Source organism: Stenotrophomonas sp. GD04145, from assembly GCF_029835135.1.
Lineage (GTDB): Bacteria > Pseudomonadota > Gammaproteobacteria > Xanthomonadales > Xanthomonadaceae > Stenotrophomonas > Stenotrophomonas maltophilia_P.
Window position 1 is genome coordinate 170,460 of sequence record NZ_JAODZG010000002.1, and the last position, 18,707, is coordinate 189,166.

Consider the following 18,707-nt stretch of genomic DNA (forward strand, 5'->3'; position numbering starts at 1 on the left):
ATGCCGGCGTGATAGCCGAGTGCCGCGGCAGGCGCCTACCCCGTTCGGGTCACCCCGCCCTGCCCCGCACCTGCGAGAATGCGCTGCATGCATGGCTGCCCCTTCCCTTCCCTGCGTCGCCTGACGGCGTTGCTGATGTGCCTGCTGCTGTGCATCGCCCTGCCCGCCCACGCCGTGCAGCGCCCGGCAGTGAGCAGCGGGCTGCCCGGCTACGAGCACACCGCCTGGCGGGTGGGACAGGGCGCACCCGGCGATATCTGGGACATCGCCCAGGATCGCGACGGCCTGCTCTGGCTGGCCACCGGCTCCGGGCTGTACCGCTTCGACGGGCGTCGCTTCGAGCGGCAGCCCGCACCGCCCGGCAGCCGATTTCCCTCCACCAACATGGTCACCCTGGTGCCCGGCGATGGCGATGCGCTGTGGATCGGCTATTTCCAGGCGGGCATCAGCCAGTTCGCCAATGGCCAGCTGCGCAACTTCGGGCGCGCGGAAGGGGTTCCGGTCGGCGTGGTGCCGCGCTTCAGCCGCGACCAGCAGGGGCGCCGCTGGGCCGCCATCAACGGCGGGCTGCGCTGGTTCGACGGCAAGCGCTGGCGGCCGCCACCGGCCAGCACAGGCCTGCCCGAGCGGCGCGTGCAGTGGGTCCTGCAGGACAGCCGCAATACCTTCTGGGTGCTGGCCGACCTGAAGATCTGGAAACGCGCGCCGGGTGCCGTCCGCTTCGAGGACACCGGCATCGCTGTCTCGCAGATGGCCACGTTGGTGGAGAGCCCGCTGGGCGAGGTGTGGCTGGCCGACCGCGTGCGCGGCACCTCGCCGCTGGCCAACGCGGAGGGTGTGCTGCCACAGCACGAGCGCGAAGCACGCCGCCTGCCGGAGCTGGTCGCTGCGCGGCTGCAGTTCACCGCTGATGGCGCGCTGTGGGCGACGATGAGCCCGCACGGTGGGGTCGCCAGGGTCACGTTCGATGGCAGGCGCGCCGTGCGCATGGAACGTTTCGATTCACCGGATGGCCTGACCGCAACGTCGGCCGTGCCGATCATGGCCGACCGCGAAGGCAATATCTGGGTCGGCACCAATCTCGGCCTCAACCGCTTCCGCGCGCGCAGCGTGAGGACGCTGTCGGCCGGTCCTGCCGATCCGTATCGCTCGCTGGTCCGTGCCAGCGATGGCCGCGTGTATGGCTACGGCGAGGATCTGGCACCTTATGACCTGCGCCGGGAGCTGCTCGACGGCAGTGGCGCGCAACTGAAAGCCGCTGCACGCGGCGCGCCGACGCCGATCTGGCAATTCGACTGGGTCAATCTCGCGCGCACGCGTAACGGCCGGACCGCACGGATCGCACTGCCGGCGCCGTTCACCGGCCAGCCACTGCACGCGCTGCTGTTTCCCGATGACGAGCAGGCCTGGGTCTGTACCGGCGAGCGCGGCGTGCTGCATTACGCGCAGGGCCGTTGGCAGCGCGAAACGCGCCTGCCCGAGCAGGCCTGTTCCTCCCTGGCAATGGACGACAACGGCCAGCTGCTGCTGGGGTATGCCGATGGCCGTCTGCGCCACCTGGGTGATCACACGATCGAGACGTTCGGTGCCACGCAGGGGCTGTCGGTGGGGCCGGTGACTGCCCTGCTGCGGCAGCGCGATCTGTTGCTGGTCGCTGGCGAATCGGGCCTGGCCGCACGCCTGGGCGGCGGACGCTTCATGCCGGTACGCACGGACCTGGCGGGTGTGCTCGAAGGCATCACCGGCATGGTGGCCGATGCACAGGGCCGGCTCTGGCTCAACGGCAGCCGCGGCTTGGTGCGCCTGGACAGCGCGCATCTGCGGCACGCGCTGCGCGCCGGCCTGCCGGTGACGCCGCGCCTGTTCGATGCCGTGGACGGCATGCCGGGGGTCGCCCTGCAGAGCGGTCCGATCTCCACGGCGGTGCTGGCCGGTGACGGGCTGCTCTGGCTGGCCACCAACCAGGGCCTGGCATGGCTGGACACGACCCGTGCGCACGTCAACAGCATGGCGCCGAGCGTCCGCATCGGCGATGTGCTGTACGGCAACGTGCACGAACCATTGCGTGACGATCTGCGCCTGCCCGCCGGTACCACCCAGCTGCAGATCGACTACGTGGCCCTGTCACTGGCCCGGCCCGAGCGCAACCGCTATCGCTATCGACTGTCGGGTGTCGACGAGGGCTGGCAGGACGCCGGCAGCAGTACCCGCGCCTACTACACCAACCTGGCTCCCGGTACCTACCGCTTCGAGGTGGAGGCCGCCAACGAAGACGGCATCTGGAGCCGGGTGCCGGCGCATCGCAGCTTCCGCATCGCACCGACCTTCATGCAGACGGTCTGGTTCAAGCTGCTGTGCGCGCTGCTGGTGCTGGCGGTGCTGGTGATGGCCGTACGGATCCGCAGCGGACAGCTGGCCGCGCTGTTCCGGGCCCGGCTGCAGGAGCGCAACGGCGAACGCGAGCGCATCGCCCGTGACCTGCATGACACGCTGCTGCAGGGCAGCCAGGGCCTGATCCTGCGCCTGCACGCGATCAGCCAGTCACCACAGACACCGGAAACCGTGCGCAGCCAGCTGGAATCGGCGATGCAGCTGGCCGAACGCAATCTGGCCGAGGGCCGCGAACGGGTCAACGCCCTGCGCGACGGTCCCTTCGCGGGTCGTGATCTGGCCTCGGCCCTGGCCGATGTGCACGCTGAGTACGCCGGCCAGGGCACCAACCCACTGCGCCTGACCGTGGAAGGCACCCCGCCCCGCCTGCAGCCGGATGCTGCCGAGGAGGTGTTCCTGATCGGCCGCGAGGCGATCCGCAATGCATTGCGGCATGCGCACGCCAGCGCCATCGAGGTCGAGCTGTCCTACGGTGCCCGCTGCTTCCTGCTGCATGTCCGCGATGACGGCGTTGGCATTGCCGACGACCATGCCGGTGCCGGCCACTGGGGGCTGCAGGGCATGCGCGAGCGCGCGCAGCGGCTGGGCGCGGCGCTGAAGCTGTGGACGCGGCCCGGCCTGGGCACTGAAGTGGCGCTGTCGGTCCCCGCGCGCCGCCTCTATCACCGAAGGCCGTCGCGCTGGCGCTGGCCCTGGAGCAGACCTGACCATGACTGAGCTCTCCCCTCCCATCGGCGTGCTGGTGGTCGATGACCACCCGCTGCTGCGCGACGGCCTGGCGGCCCTGCTCGGCGCCCAGCCGGACCTGCGGCTGCTGGGCGAAGCTGCCGACGGTGAAGAAGCCATCGCGCAGTACCAGCATCTGCAACCGGACGTGGTGCTGATGGACCTGCAGATGCCCCGGCTGGACGGTGTCGAGGCCATCATGCGGATCCGCGCGCTCGACCCGCGTGCCCGCATCATCGTGCTGACCACCTACCGCGGCGACGTGCGCGCGGTGCGCGCCCTGCAGGCCGGTGCCAGCGCCTACCTGCTCAAGGACATGCTGCGCCATGAACTGATCGATACCATCCGCATGGTGGCCGGTGGTCGCCGTGCGCCTATTCCACCCGCGGTGGCCGCCAGCATCGCCGCGCACGTGGTGGAGGACCGGCTGTCGCCGCGCGAAACCGAGGTGCTGCGGCATGTTGCCGGCGGACTCTCGAACAAGCGCATCGGCGAACGCATGCAGATCTCGGAGCAGACGGTGAAAGCGCACATGAAGAGCCTGATGGACAAGCTGGGCGTCGGCGACCGCACCCATGCGGTCACCCAGGCCCTGCGCCGCGGCATCATCAGCCTGGACGACAGCGGCCACGATTGACGCGCGGCTGCGCGCGCAGCGCTCAGCGCAGGCGGATCAGCAGGCTGCCACCGGCACAGAGCGTCGCCAGCCATGCCACCCCATGCCACCCCCACTGCGCCAATGCCAGGCTGCCAAGTGCCCCTCCGGCCGCCATGCCGATGAACATGCCGGTGAACAGCACTGCATTGAGACGGCTGCGTGCGGCGGGCGCCAGGCCATACACCAGTGTCTGGTGGGCCACCAAAGCCGACTGGAAGCCGAAATCGAACAGCAGTGCGCTGGCCACCAGCAGCGGCAGCAGTGCCGCTGCGGGCAGCCACGATTCGGCGAGCAGCAGTGCAAAGCCAAGCAATGCCACCATGATCGCCAGGCGTGCCACTGCGGGGCTGCCCAGCCTGTCGGCGAAGCGACCGGCGAACGGCGCCGCCAGCGCGCCCGCCGCACCGGCAATACCGAAGGCGCCGGCGGCAGCACTGCCCAGTCCCAGACGCGCATGCAGCATCAGCGCCAGGGTTGACCAGAACGCGCTGAAACCCACCGCCAGCAACGACTGGCTCGCCACCGCCCGGCGCAGCTGCGGCTGCTCCCGCCACAGCGACAGCAACGAGCCCAGCAGCGCCGGATAGCGCAGGGTGCTGGTGGGTGCGAAGCGGGGCAGTGCACGCGCCATCACCACCCCCATCGCCGCCACGGACACGGCCGCCAGCACGAACTGGGTGCGCCAGCCCCAGGCCTCGGCCACCATCCCGCTGACCACGCGCGACAGCAGGATGCCCAGCAGCAGACCGGTCATCACCCGTCCGACCACCTGCCCGCGTTGCGCATCCGGTGCCAGCGCCGCAGCGGCAGGCACGATGTCCTGGGCCAGCGTTGCCATCAACCCGACCAGCAGGCTGGCCATCAGCAGGCCCGGCAGGTGCCCCGCCCCGGCCGCTGCGGCAAGTGCAACCGACAGCAGCGCGGACTTCAGCAGGATCAGCGACCGGCGGTCGAAACGATCCCCCAAGGGCGCCAGCAGCAGGATGCCCAGCGCATAGCCGAGCTGGGTCAGGGTCGGCACCAGACCCGCCGCGCGCTCGCCCGCGGACAGGTCCTGGGCGATCAGTCCCAGCATCGGCTGGCTGTAATAGAGCGATGCCACCGAAAACCCGGCACCGGCCGCCATCGCCAGTACCAGGGAGGTGGAAGGAACCACGACCGGCGGGGCGGTCACGGAAAGCGTGGGGGTGGACATCAGCAACTCCAGTCAGGGAACGGGAGGTAGCCTGCGCCTATTCGCCTCACGTCTGTAGTAGGATCAAATGAATACTTTTCATACATGGTGCGTATGATGGACATGGCCCCGGGCGCCGACCGGCTCGACCTGCTGCGCACCTTCCTGCGCATCGTCGACGCCGGCAGCCTGTCTGCCGCCGCCGCGCAGCTGGGTACCACCCAGCCCACCGTGAGCCGCCGCCTGCAGGCACTGGAACGGCAACTGGGCCTGCGACTGCTGCACCGGTCCACGCATGGTCTGCAGCTGACCGAGGAGGGCATGCGCTGCCAGCGGCACGCGCAGCGGGTGGTGGAAGAATGGGAAACGCTCCAGGCCGAACTGCAGGGACAACCCGACGTGCTGCGTGGGCGCCTGCGTGTGATGGTGCCGCATGCGTTTGGACAGGCACAGCTGCTGCCGACCATGCTCGCCTTCCTCGCCCGGCATCCACAGTTGAGCCTGGAGTGGATCCTCGAAGACCGGCGCCCGGACTTCATTGCCGAGGGCGTCGACTGTGCGGTGCGGGTCGGCCCGGTGGACGAGCCACGCATGGTCGCGCTGCCGCTGGCCGAAGTCCCACGCATCGTGGTCGCCGCGCCTTCGCTGGTCGATCCCGATGCGGTGACCACCGCTGCACAGGCGCAGGCATTGCCCTGGATCTCCCTCGTCACCTACTACCGCGAACGCCTGCTGCTGTACGACGCACGCGGGCGTGCCCACACACTGTCGATCACGCCGCGCCTGCTCAGTGACAACCTGTTCGTGGTCCAGCAGGCGGCGCGTGCGGGCCTGGGTGCGGCGGTGGTATCGGCCTGGCTGGTCGCCGAGGATCTGGCGCACGGCCGCCTGGTCCAGTTGTTGCCGGGCTGGGAAGCGCCGCCCCTGCCGGTGCATGTGGTGTTTCCTGCCGCGCGCCAGCAGCCGGCGCGGCTGCGCGCCTTCATCGATGCGATGAAGGCCGCCCTGCCGCAGCTGCATGGCATGCGGCCGACTCCCGGTCTCAGTTCAACCGCGCCTTGATCAACGGTCGGAGCAGGTAGTTCAGGACGCTGCGCTTGCCGGTCAGGATGTCCACATCCGCCACCATGCCGGGAATGATCGGCAGGGCCTCGCCGTGCCGCCGCAGCTGGCTGCCATCGGTGCGGATCAGCACCTGGTAGAACGATTCCTTGCCCCGCGGCGTATCCTCCTCGATGGTATCGGCACTGATCTGCTCGACGGTGCCGCTGAGTTCGCCGTAGATGGTGTAGTCATAGGCTGTGATCTTGACCTTGGCCGGCATGCCCGGCACCAGGAACGCGACGTCGCGCGGCTTGACGCGGGCTTCCACCAGCAGCCGTTCCTCCACCGGAATCACCTCCATGATCGGCTCGCCGGGAGGAATCACGCCACCGCGGGTATTGATCAGCACCGTGTTGACCCGCCCACGCACGGGCGACAGGATCTCGGTGCGCCGCAGCTGGTCCTGCCGCTGGTGAACGATCGGCTCCAGTGCGGACAACTCCGCCTTCAGCTTGGAGCGTTCGGTATAGGCTTCCTGGAAATAGGTGTTGCGCAACTCGCTGAGCTTGCCGGTCAACGTGGCGATTTCCTGGGTCAGCTTCAACTCTTCCATCTGGCTGACGGCGTTGCGCGCGACCAGCGGCCGCACGATCCGCAGCTGGTCGCGCGCGATCGACAGCTGCTGGCCGATGGCTGCCGAACTCTGCTGCAATGTCGCACGGCGGGACTGGTACAGCTCCCGCTCCGAACGTGCCAGCGCGCTCCCGGCTGGAATGTCGTCCGGGAACTCGATGGCACCTTTGCCCAGCACCTCCGCATCCAGTCGCGCGATTGCGGCTCGCAGCACCTGCGACTGGTTGGCCGATTCCTCGTAGTTGGTGCGGAAGTGGGTTTCCTCCAGCCGCACCAGCGGCTGGCCCACTTCGACCAGGTCTCCCTCCTTCACCAGCAGGCGATCGAGGATGCCGCCTTCCAGGCTCTGGATCTTCTGCATGCGGCTGTACGGCACCACCCTTCCCTCGCCACGGGTCACCTGGTCCAGCTGCGCAAGCGCGGCCCAGCCCACGGCGATGGCCACCGTCGCCAGCAGCACCCACAACAGCGGTCGGTACACGGGATGGGTGGACGCCAACAGCGGATCCGCAAGCTCGCGCCGCAGGCGCTGCGAACGCTTCTGCCGCTCAACCATGATGTCCCCCTGCGACCGCGGCGATCGGCTGGACCTGGTTGCCCTGCACCACCTGCTCCAATGGGCCGTCCATGATGATCCTGCCGTTGCGCATCACCACGGCACGCTCGACGAGGGCCAGCATGCTGCGCTTGTGGGTGGTCAGTACCAGCGTGCGCTGGCCGAGCCAACGCTGCAGGAACTGGATGACATGGGTCTCGCTCTGCTGGTCGAAGGCGGCGGTGGGCTCATCCAGCAGCACGACAGGCGGATCCTGCAGGATCACCCGGGCCAGGCCGATGGCCTGGCGCTGGCCACCGGACAGGCTGCCGTTGCCCATCACCAGCTGGTCCAGCCCCAACGGATTGCCGCGCACGAAAGGCCCCATGCCCACCGCGTCCAGCGCCTCCAGCAGCTCCTCATCCCGCCAGGCGGCACCTTCCAGATTGAGGTTGTCGCGCAGGCTGCCATGGAACAGCGCCACGTCCTGCGGCAGATAGCCGATGTTGCGTGCGCGGTCACCGGGATCGATCTGTGCCAACGCCACGTCGTCCAGCAACAGGCGTCCCTGCTGCGGCGTCACCAGTCCGGACAGCACGCGCAGCAGGCTGGACTTGCCCGCACCGTTGCCCCCCAGCAGCGCCACCCGCTGCCCAGACGCGATGGACAGCGCCTGCACGTCGACCACCCACGGCCCTTCGCCCAGCGCCAGGCGGACATCGTGCAGCTGGTAGGCACCCTGCAGGCGCGCCCGGTGCACGAAGCGGGCACCCTGTGGGCGCTCCTGCTCGGCGCCCATCAACTGGTCCAGCCCCTCCATGGCGACGCGGGTGTGCTGCCAGCGCCCCAGCACCGCCGCAACCTGCGCCAGCGGCGCGATCGCCCGCGATGACAGGATCGAGCACGCCACCAGTGCGCCCACGGTCATCGCACCATCATTGATGCGGTAGACACCGAAGGCGACCACACCCACATACGCAAGCTGCTGCACCACGGCCGCGCCATGGCTGAGGCTGGCGGTGAGCGTACTTGTCTTCAACGCCGTTCCCGCCAGCTGCGCCGTCAGGCTTTCCCAGTGCTTCAGGCTGCGGCCTTCGGCACGGGTGGCCTTCACTGATTCCAGGTGTTCAAAGGCCTCCAGCAGCACGCTGTTCTTCATCGCCCCTTCGCGCAGATTCTGCCGCGACAGCTCACCCAGCCGGCGCTGCGCGAGCACGCCCGGCAGCACCATCAGGACACAGGCCACCACCGGCACCCAGACCACATGCCCACCGATCAGCGCGATCAGCAGCAGGAACACGAACACGAACGGCAGGTCGCTGAGCAGCGCAGCGGTGGACGAGGTGAAGAAATCACGCACGCCCTCAAACTCGCGTACCTGGGTACTGAATGCCCCCATCGACGCCGGCTTGGCGTTGATCCGGGTACCCAGCACGCGGGCGAACAGCAGCGTTCCCAGCTGCAGGTCCATGCGCTTGCCGAGCACATGCAGCAGCTGCCCGCGCAGGACGCGCAGCACCCCTTCGATGATGACCGCCAGGGCAACGCCACTGGCCAGCACCCACAGCGTGTCGAACGCTGCCACCGGCACCACCCGGTCATAGACCTGCATGGCGAAGATCGCCGTCGCGATGGCCAGCAGGTTGGCCACGAATGCGGCCGCCCCCACCTCGACATAGGAGCGCCACAGCTGACGCAGTGGCCCGTAGAACCAGTGCTCGCCCCGGCCCGCAGCGAAATCGCCGACCCGGCCATCCGAGCGGAAGCGCGGTTTGGCGAACACGGCCGTACCACTGTACAGCGCCTGCAGTGCCTGCAACGGCATGGCCTGTGTGCCACCCTCGGCCTGTGGCACCTCCACCTGCGCCTGGTCATCGCTGATCGCCGTCAACAACAGCGTGTTGCCATTGTTCAGCAGCAGCAGGACCGGCAGCAGATAGGCGTCGATGTCGGTCAGCTCGAAGGCCTCCACGCGCGCGTTCAGGTCCGCCCGCCGCAGCGCGCGTGGCACCCGCTGCAATGGCAGCCGCCCCTGCTCCAGAGCAATGCCGTCAACCAGCTCGGCAGCACCCAGTGGCCGGCCCAGCCGCTCGCACAGCAGCAGCAGGCCATCCTGCAGCGGGTCGCGCGGCGTGTTGCCGCTGCCGGTGGTAGTCGATTCAATGCGCGGCGTCTGCATGCGTCCTCCCTCCAAGCAACTCACCCAGCTGCCCGATCTGGGCGGCAGCGCGATAATCGATACGGACCCGCTCCATGCGCAGAGTTGCCAGCTGGCGTTCGGCCTCCATCCGCTCGCGCTGCACGCTGAGCAGATCGATGATGTCGCGGCGTCCGACCTGGAACTGGTCGTGATACAGGCCGCCGACGTGCGTGGACTCCTCCACCTGTTGCTGCAGCGCCTGCTCACGCAGTACCAGCGCATCGGCGTTGTCGAACAAGGTACGCATCTTGCGCCGCAGATCACGGCGGGTGGCGTCGGTACTCCACTGCGCCGCCTCCAGTCGCTGCCGGGCCGCCGCCGGCCGCTGGAAATTGCTGAAGCCGCGCAGGACATCCATGCGCAGGCGCAGCGAAACCACCGAATCGTTCTCCATCTGCCCGCCGATCTCGCGGCGCAGCGCCGATGCCTCCACGTTGAGCTGTGGCTTCAATGCCGCGCGCGATTCGGCCAGCTCCGCCTCGGCTGCCGCGGCATCCTCGCGCGATTCCCGCAGCAGCGGCGCGGCCTCGATCGCTGCGTCCAGGCCGTCATGCTGCCATGCCCTCTTTCCGTCAGGCAGGTCGGGCGCCTGCAGCGGGCCAGCGTCCCGGCCCAGCAGCAGGGCCAGCTGGTTGTTGGCATCGCGCAACGCGCCTTCCTCGAACGCCAGCTGGTCCTGTCCGCGCGCGAACTCCAGCTGCGCGCGATCCAGCTCGGTGCGGTCAGCGTAGCCACTGCCGCTGCGGTCGCGGGCCATGCCGCGGACGCCCTCGATCCGCTGCAGGAAGTCACGCACGGCCGCCACTCTTTCGCGTGCGACCAGCACGTCCAGATAGGTCTCGATGATATCCAGCGCCGCGTCGTCGCGGGCGACTTCCAGTGCTGCCAGATGACGGCGCTGGGTCGCACTTGCGGCCTCGACCTGGCTGCGCGTCCGGCCCCAGTCGAACAGCATCTGCGACAGCGTGACGTCGTACACCATCTCGGACATGTGTCCAGCCTGCGGTCCGCCGGAGACCTGCAGCGCGGGAAAGTAGCCCCCCCGCGCGATCTTCACGTCGGTGCCTGCCCGTTCCGCTTCGCTCAGCGCCGCACGCACCCGGGGATGGATCGCCAGTCCGGTCTGCACAGCCTGCTCCACACTCATTGCACTGGCCCCCGCCGGCAGGCCGCACAGCAGGAGGAGCGCGAACGCTCCCCCCGCCCACCGCCTTCGGCTCCGCCGTTGCGGCATCAGGCCACCACCTGCACCGAGTTGTCCTCCACCAGCAGCGTGGTGCTGCCAAAGGTGTACACGTCGTAGGTCACACCATTGATCAGCTGCGTGGTTCCGGTGTTGACCGCACCGATGACGTTCAGCACATCGTTGTTCTCGCCGGTGATCTGCAGGGTGTCGTTGCCATCGGTGATCGCCGCCACCTCCGCCGCCGTGAGGGTGAGCACGCTGCCCGAATCTCCCGTGCCCAGATCGATGCGCTCGATGTTGCTGAGCGTGCCCACACCGACCGAGTTGTAGTCCAGGTCGATGCCATTGGCCAGGATCAGGGTGTCGAAACCAGCCCCGCCATCGATGCTGACGAAGTTGGTGGCGGTGACCTGGATCGCATCGTCACCGTTGCCGGCGACCACGTGATCGCCGCTGCCGACGTTGAAGATCAGATCGCTGCCATCGCCGCCGTTGATGTGCTCGGAACTGCCGTTGGCGCCGGACAGTACGTCATTCCCGGATGTACCGTTGACATCGATCTGACCGATGTTCAACGACAGGCCGTTCGGACTCAGCGTGACGCCGTAGGCAGCGCTGTCGTTGCCATTGGAATCGGTAGATACCAGATTGAAGGATATCTGCGACCCAAGGTTGAGGATATCGGTGATGTTCAACCCGAGCTGGCTGAGGATGGTCGGACTGAGCAGGTTCAGCGAGAAGTTGCCGGAGGAATCGGCCTGGATCGGCAGCAGCTCGACGTTCAGGGCGGGCGTGATCACCCGGATCACCACGCTCGAATCCGGCTCGGTGGTGCCACTGAAGCCAAAGCGCGGATTGAGGGGGTTGAGGCTGACGTCCACGCCGAAGTTGCCGATGGTGACCGGCTGTTCGATGCTGGTGCCGATGCCGATGCTGGCCACGTTGCTCGGATTGCCAGCCGGATCACTGCCGACGACCGAGACCTGTGCATTGAGCAGCTGGTCCCAGGTGAAGTCGATATCCAGATCGGTGAGCAGATTCAGCGACGCCAAGCCACTGTTGTCGGCGGTGACCGTCGCCGTGGCCGTCACACCTCCTACCGTCAGCGTGACCGTCAACTCGGTGCCCGGTTCGGCGGAAATGGTCAGCAGATTGCCGACCAGCGACAGCACCGGGGTTGCGGGTGGAACCGTATCGATGGTGAAGGCTTCCGGCGCCGATGCGGTGCCACCGGCGACTTCGGCGGTGATGGTCGATGCGCCTTCCGGGAACGGCCCCATGCCAGCGGGCGGCGTCAAGGTCACGGTCACCGAACCGGCCGCGATGTCCGCAGCGGTCAGGGTGTGGCTGACATCGGCCTCGTAGCCGTTCTGGCCCGCGAACCTGACGGTGATGACCTGCCCGACCTGCATCGTCGGGCGAACGGTCACGTCGACCTGGATGCCGTCGCCGATTTCCGCAGCATTGATCCACGTGTCGGCGGCCTCCGGCACGCTGATGTCCGGTGGCGCAAGATCGGGGGCATTGATCGTCGCCGGACCGCTGGTATTGCCCGCCAGATCGATCGCCACCGCAGAGATCAGCTCGCCGGCAATCAACGGTGGTGCGAACGGCAGGCTGAAGTTGCCGCTGCCATCCACATTGACGGTGATCGGATTCGCGGTGTCTCCATTGACCACAATCCGGACCTGGCTGTTGGGCTCGGCCGTGCCGCTCAGCAGCGTACCGTCAGCACTCACGCTGAGCAGCGGCGCCGGCGGCGCCACGGCGTCCACCGTGGTGGTGGCCGGGCCGCTGTTGTTGCCCGCCGCATCCTGGGCCACCGCGTTGATCACGGTGCCATCGGGCAGCGGCGCTCCAGGGGTGAAGCTCCAGTTGCCGCTGCCATCGGCGGTGGTTTCGCCGATGGGATCGCCGTTGCCATCGGTCAGGATCACTGTTGCACCGGCTTCAGCGGTGCCAGTGATGACACTGCCGTTGCTCGGGTCGATCACCGGTGCCGGCGGCGCCACCGCATCCACCGTGGTGGTGGCCGGGCCGCTGCTATTGCCCGCCGCATCCTGGGCCACCGCATTGATCACGGTGCCGTCGGGCAGCGGCGCTTCAGGAGTGAAGCTCCAGTTGCCGCTGCCATCGGCGGTGGTCTGCCCGATCGGATCGCCGTTGCCATCGGTCAGGATCACTGTTGCACCGGCTTCAGCCGTGCCGCTGATGACGCTGCCGTTGCTCGGATCGATCACCGGGGCCGGCGGCGCCACAGCGTCCACCGTGGTGGTGGCCGGGCCACTGCTATTGCCCGCCGCATCCTGCGCCACCGCGTTGATCACGGTGCCATCGGGCAGCGGCGCTCCAGGGGTGAAGCTCCAGTTGCCACTGCCATCGGCGATAGCTTGCCCGATCGAATCGCCATTGCCATCGGTGAGGATCACCGTGGCGCCGGCTTCAGCCGTACCGCTGATGACACTGCCATTGCTCGGATCGATCACCGGGGCCGGCGGCGCCACCGCATCCACCGTGGTGGTGACCGGGCCGCTGTTGTTGCCGGCCGCATCCTGCGCGATGGCATTGATGACGGTGCCGTCGGGCAGCGGCGTAGCCGGGGTGAAGCTCCAGTTGCCGCTGCCATCGGCGATGGCTTCGCCGATGGGATCACCGTTGCCGTCGGTCAGGATCACCGTCGCGCCGGCTTCGGCGGTACCGCTGATCACCGTGCCGTTGCTGGCATCGAGCGTCGGCGCCGAGGGCGCGACCGCATCGACGGTCGTGCTGACCGGGCTGCTGTTGTTGCCGGCCGCGTCGCGCGCCAGTGCATTGATGACGGTGCCATCGGGCAGAGGCGTGCCGGGCGTGAACGACCAGTTGCCACTGCCATCGGCGATGGTCTGCCCAATCGGAATACCGTTGCCGTCAGTGAGGATCACTGTCGCACCGGCTTCGGCGGTGCCGCTGATGACGCTGCCGTTGCTCGCGTCGATCGTCGGTGCCGGCGGCGCGACCGAATCGACCGTGGTACTGGCCGGGCCGCTGCCGTTGCCCGCCGCATCCTGTGCCACCGCAGTGATCACCGTGCCATTCGGCAACGGTGTAGCCGGCGTGTAGCTCCAGTTGCCGGCGCCATCGGCGGTGGTTTGGCCGATCGGGTTGCCACTGCCATCGGTCAGGATCACTGTGGCACCGGCTTCGGCTGTACCGCTCACCACACTGCCGTTGCTCGGGTCGAGCACCGGCGCCGGCGGCGCCACCGTATCCACGGTGGTCGTGGCCGGGCCACTCGCGTTGCCTGCCGCATCCTGGGCCACCGCCGTGATCACGGTGCCATCGGGCAGCGGCGTGCCGGGCGTGAACGACCAGTTGCCACTGCCATCGGCGGTGGTCTGCCCGATCGGATCGCCATTGCCATCGGTCAGGACCACCGTCGCGCCGGCTTCGGCGGTACCGCTGATCACCGCACCGTTGCTGGCGTTGATCACCGGCGCCGGCGGCGCCACCGCATCGACGGTGGTACTGGCGGGGCCGCTGCTGTTGCCGGCCGGGTCCGTCGCGATGGCGTTGACCACCGTGCCATCGGGCAATGGCGTGGCCGGAGTGAAGCTCCAGTTGCCGGCGCCATCGGCGGTGGTCTGGCCGATCGGGTTGCCGCTGCCATCGGTGAGGATCACCGTGGCACCGGCTTCGGCCGTACCGCTTACCACACTGCCGTTGCTCGGGTCGATCACCGGCGCCGGCGGTGCGACCGCGTCCACCGTGGTGCTTGCCGGGCCACTGGTGTTGCCCGCCGCATCCTGGGCGACCGCGGTGATCACCGTGCCGTCCGGCAGCGCTGTGGCGGGGGTGAAGCTCCAGTTGCCGCTGCCATCGGCCGTGGTCTGCCCGATCGGGTTGCCGTTGCCATCGGTGAGAATCACTATCGCACCGGCTTCGGCAGTGCCGCTGATCACCACGCCGTTGCTGGCGTTGATGACCGGTGCCGGCGGTGCCACCGCATCCACGGTGATGCTGGCCGGGCCACTGCTGTTGCCGGCCGGGTCCGTCGCGATGGCGTTGACCACCGTGCCGTCGGGCAATGGCGTGGCCGGGGTGAAGCTCCAGTTACCGCTGCCATCGGCCGTGGTCTGCCCGATCGGAGTGCCGCTGCCGTCGGTCAGCGTCACGGTGCTGTTCGGTTCGGCGGTACCGGTGAGGACGTTGCCATTGCTGGCATTGACGACCGGCGTTGGCGGCGCCACCGCATCGACCGTGGTGCTGCCCTGCGGGCCGGTGTTGCCGGCCGCGTCCTGCGCGACCGCGTTGACCACCGTCCCGTCAGGCAGTGCCGTGGCCGGGGTGAAGCTCCAGTTGCCGCTGCCATCGGCCGTGGTCTGTCCGATCGGGTTGCCGTTGCCATCGGTGAGGATCACCGTGGCGCCGGCCTCGGCGGTGCCGGTGATCGTCGTGCCATTGCTCGGTTCGAGCACGGGGGCCGGCGGCGGCAGCGCATCGACGGTGATGGCCGCCTGGGGACCGGTATTGCCGGTGGCATCGGTGGCGGTCGCCACGATCACCGTCCCGTCCGGCAGCGGCGTGCCGGGAGTGAAGCTCCAGTTGCCACTGCCGTCGGCGGTGACCTGGCCAATCGGATTGCCGCTGCCGTCGGTCAGGATGACCGTGCTGCCAGCTTCGGCAGTACCACTGACGGTGGTGCCGTTGCTGGGATCGATGACCGGCGCCGGCGGCGCACTGGCATCGACAGAGACGGTAGCCGGCGGACTGGTATTGCCAGCCGCGTCCACCGCCACGGCCGTGACGCCGGTGCCATCGGGCAGCGGGGTGGCCGGCGTGTAGCTCCAGTTGCCGCTGCCATCGACGGTGACCTCCGCGATCAGACCACCGTTGCCGTCAGTGAGGATGATCGTGCTGTTGGGCTCGGCGGTGCCGCTGACCGTGTTGCCGTTGCTGGGATTCAGCACCGGCGTCGCCGGTGGCAGCGCGTCCACGGTGATGCTGGTCGCGCCGCTGGTATTGCCAGAGGCATCGGTGGCGGTCGCGCTGACGACGCTGCCATCGGGCAGCGGCGTAGCGAGCGGGAACGACCAGTTGCCGTTGCTGTCGACCGGGGCCTGACCGAAGGGATTACCGCTGCCATCGATCAACGTGACGACACTGCCCGGCTCGGCCGTGCCAGTGAGCGTGATGCCATTGCTCGGGTTGACCACGGGTGCGGCAGGTGCGACGGCATCGACCGTGATCGACGAAGGCGCACTGGTGTTGCCGGTGGCATCGGTGGCCGTGGCGTTGATCACGGTGCCATCAGGAAGCGGCGTCGCCGGAGTGAAGGTCCAGTCGCCAAAGCCATCGGCGGTGACCTGCGCAATGAGATTGCCATTGCCGTCGGTGAGCGTCACCGTGCTTCCCGGCTCGGCAGTGCCTACGATCAGGGTGCCATTGCTGACGTCGAGCACGGGCGCCGACGGCGCCTGCGAGTCGATGGTGACGCTGCTGCCGACGCTGGCGTTGCCGGAGCCATCCACTGCCACGGCGTTGACCACCGTCCCGTTGGGCAGCGGCGTGGCGGGCGTGTAGCTCCAGTTGCCGCTGCCATCCACCGTTACGCTGGCAATCGGATCACCATTGCCATCGGTGAGGATCACCCTGCTGCCAGGCTCGGCGGTACCAGTGACGGCGCTGCCGTTGCTCAGGTTCAGCACAGGCGCGGCCGGTGGCACCGCATCCACCGTGGTGCCCCCCTGCCCGCCGGTGTTGCCTGCCGCGTCGGTGGCGGTGGCATTGATCACGGTGCCGTCCGGCAGTGGCGTGGCCGGGGTGAAGCTCCAGTTGCCGTTGCCGTCAGTGGTGGTCTGGCCTATCGCAGTGCCGCTGCCATCAGTCAGCGTCACGGTACTGCCGGGTTCGGCGGTACCGCTGATGCTCGTGCCGTTGCTGGGGAGGACGACCGGGGCGGCCGGAGCGACCGCGTCGACGATGATGCTGGCGCCGGGGCCGGTGTTGCCGGTGGCGTCGGTGGCACTGGCGTTGACCACGGTGCCGTTCGGAAGCGGCGTGGCCGGGGTGAAGCTCCAGTCACCATTGCCGTCGGCGGTGACCTGCCCGATCGGATTACCGTTGCCATCGGTCAAGGTAACCGTGCTGCCGGGCTCGGCGGTTCCGCTGAGCGTGGTGCCGTTGCTGGCCTCGAGTATGGGCGCGGCAGGCGGCTGCGAATCCACGGTGACCGTTGCCGGCGGGCTGCTGTTGCCTGAGGCATCCTGGGCAACCACCGTGACCACCGTGCCATCGGGCAGCGGCGTGCCGGGGGTATAGCTCCAGTTGCCACTGCCATCGACGGCGACTTCCGCAATCGGATTGCCGTTGCCGTCGGTCAGCACCACCGTGCTTCCGGGCTCGGCGGTGCCCGTGAGCGTGCCGCCATTGCTGGGCTCCACGGTAGGCGTGGACGGCGCGACCGCATCGACCGTGATGCTTCCCTGGCCGCTGGTGTTGCCGGCCGGATCGGTTGCGGTGGCATTCACCACCGTGCCGTCCGGCAACGGCGTGCCCGGGGTGAAACTCCAGTGGCCATCGCCATCGGCGGTGACCTGGCCGATCGGGTTGCCATTGCCGTCGGTGAGGGTCACCGTGCTGCCGGCCTCGGCGGTACCGCTGATCGTCGTGCCGTTGCTTGGATCGATGACCGGTGCGGCAGGCGCAACGCCATCGATGGTGATCGACGTGGCAGGGCTGGTGTTGCCGGCCGCATTCTGGGCCACGGCAGTGACCACGGTTCCATCAGCAAGCGCCGCAGGCGGCATGAAGCTCCAGTTGCCGCTCGCATCCGCCACCGTCTGGCCGATCGGATTGCCATCGCCATCCGTAAGCAGGATGGTCAGGCCCGCGCCCGCCGTTCCGGAAATCACACTGCCATTGCTGGCATTCACCAGCGGCGCGTCGGGATAGTCGGGGGCCTGCACCGTGACCGGCGGACTGCTGTTGCCGGCCGGATCGGTCACTACCACGCTGATCGTCTCGCCTTGGGTCAGCGGTGGATCCAGTGGCACCGTGAACTGGCCGTCGCCGCCGATCACCACGGTGGCATCGGGCTGGCCATCGCCATCGGTATCCACGCCCACCGTCGCTCCCGGCTCACCGCTGCCGCTGATGCTGCTGCCGTCGTCAGCCACCACTACGTTGCTGGCCGCTGCAGGCGGTGTGGTATCGGGGGCCGTCGCCTGCCCCGGCCCGCTCACGTTGCCGGCGGCATCGACCAGCGTCACGCTCACTTTCTCGCCGTTGGTCAACGGCGGCGACAGGGTGACACTGAATCGCCCGTCGGCGCCCACCGTCCCGGTCGCATCAGGCTGACCGTCACCATTGGTATCGACCCGCACCGTGGCACCGATTTCACCGCTGCCGGTAAGCGTCCGGCCATCTGCACTGAATGCCAGCCCGGTGGGTGCGGCCGGCGGCGTGGTATCGGGTACCGGGGGCGGTGGATTCGGCGATCCGCCACCGCCACCGCCACCGCCACCGCCGCTGTCCGCCAACGCCACCGCTGCGCCGACCGCGGCCAGCCCGCCCAGCACCATCGCGCCGCTGATGCCACTGCCTGCGCCCGCGCCCGCTGCCGTCAGCGAGTCGAATCCAGCCAGCGTCTCCTGCGGCAGATAGCTCGCCGCCAACGGCCCATCGCTGGCCACCGCCGGCAGATCAACGGCCACGAGCTTCTTGTCATCCACCAGGAACAGATGGCTGGGCGATTGTCCCTCGGCATAGAAGTTGGCGATGCGGACATTCTCGCCGGTCTTCAGCTGCACCACGAGATCCTGGCCGTCCTTCACGTAGCCGGCGATCTGGTCTGGATCGATGTCCAGTGCGACGTTGCTGCTCTGCTGCAGCGTCACGACATCATTGCGGACGGTGGTGGCGGCGGTATCGGAGGTGATCGATTCGCTTGCCGGGACAACCTTGACGCGGATGGCCATGGGACATTCCTCTCTTCTACAGGCGCGCCGCCATGCGCACAACGACGTCACGCACAGCGATCACGCTGGCACGGCGGCACGGAACGGATATGTTTTCGCGCGAAGCCACCAGCAACAGGCACACCGCCTGCTGCCGGATACGTGCTTCGGAATCTTCAGGCGACCGGATGCAGCGATGCGACGCGCCCGGTCGTGGTGCGATGCA

Annotated in this window: 8 protein-coding genes; 3 read left to right on the forward strand and 5 right to left on the reverse strand. The window is 68.4% G+C overall.

The annotated features are described in order from the left end of the window. Nucleotides 1-78 precede the first annotated feature (78 nt). Nucleotides 79-3,108 carry a sensor histidine kinase gene (locus tag N7367_RS01875; RefSeq protein WP_279941611.1) on the forward strand — a complete coding sequence of 1,010 codons (3,030 nt, stop codon included), beginning with the start codon at nucleotides 79-81 and terminating at the stop codon, nucleotides 3,106-3,108. Next, nucleotides 3,101-3,754: a response regulator transcription factor gene (locus N7367_RS01880; protein ID WP_065175264.1), complete on the forward strand. Its 654-nt coding sequence runs from the start codon at nucleotides 3,101-3,103 to the stop codon at nucleotides 3,752-3,754. Before N7367_RS01875 ends, N7367_RS01880 begins: the two co-directional genes overlap by 8 nt. Before the next feature lie 22 nt (nucleotides 3,755-3,776). On the opposite strand, the gene N7367_RS01885 is transcribed toward N7367_RS01880, so the two are convergent. Next, complete coding sequence (locus tag N7367_RS01885; RefSeq protein WP_164152516.1) at nucleotides 3,777-4,970, reverse strand: MFS transporter; 1,194 nt, start codon at nucleotides 4,968-4,970, stop codon at nucleotides 3,777-3,779. 93 nt (nucleotides 4,971-5,063) lie between these two features. Here N7367_RS01885 and N7367_RS01890 point away from each other — a divergent pair, with 93 nt between their 5' ends. Further along, complete coding sequence (locus tag N7367_RS01890) at nucleotides 5,064-6,011, forward strand: LysR family transcriptional regulator (protein ID WP_345781887.1); 948 nt, start codon at nucleotides 5,064-5,066, stop codon at nucleotides 6,009-6,011. Here the strand turns inward: N7367_RS01890 and N7367_RS01895 are convergent. From N7367_RS01895 to N7367_RS01910, 4 genes are all read right to left on the reverse strand, one after another. Then, nucleotides 5,992-7,182 (reverse strand): HlyD family efflux transporter periplasmic adaptor subunit, encoded by a 1,191-nt coding sequence (locus N7367_RS01895; RefSeq protein WP_005414746.1) that lies wholly within the window; start codon nucleotides 7,180-7,182, stop codon nucleotides 5,992-5,994. The two genes, N7367_RS01890 and N7367_RS01895, sit on opposite strands and share 20 nt — an antisense overlap. Continuing rightward, complete coding sequence (locus tag N7367_RS01900) at nucleotides 7,175-9,340, reverse strand: type I secretion system permease/ATPase (RefSeq protein ID WP_279941613.1); 2,166 nt, start codon at nucleotides 9,338-9,340, stop codon at nucleotides 7,175-7,177. Before N7367_RS01900 ends, N7367_RS01895 begins: the two co-directional genes overlap by 8 nt. Further along, nucleotides 9,321-10,490, reverse strand: coding sequence for a TolC family protein (locus N7367_RS01905; protein ID WP_279941614.1), 1,170 nt, complete (start codon nucleotides 10,488-10,490; stop codon nucleotides 9,321-9,323). The genes N7367_RS01900 and N7367_RS01905 overlap by 20 nt, the downstream gene beginning before the upstream one ends. A 104-nt stretch (nucleotides 10,491-10,594) precedes the next feature. After that, on the reverse strand, nucleotides 10,595-18,502 hold the full coding sequence (locus N7367_RS01910) for an Ig-like domain-containing protein (RefSeq protein WP_279941616.1): 7,908 nt from the start codon (nucleotides 18,500-18,502) through the stop codon (nucleotides 10,595-10,597). Nucleotides 18,503-18,707 lie beyond the last annotated feature (205 nt).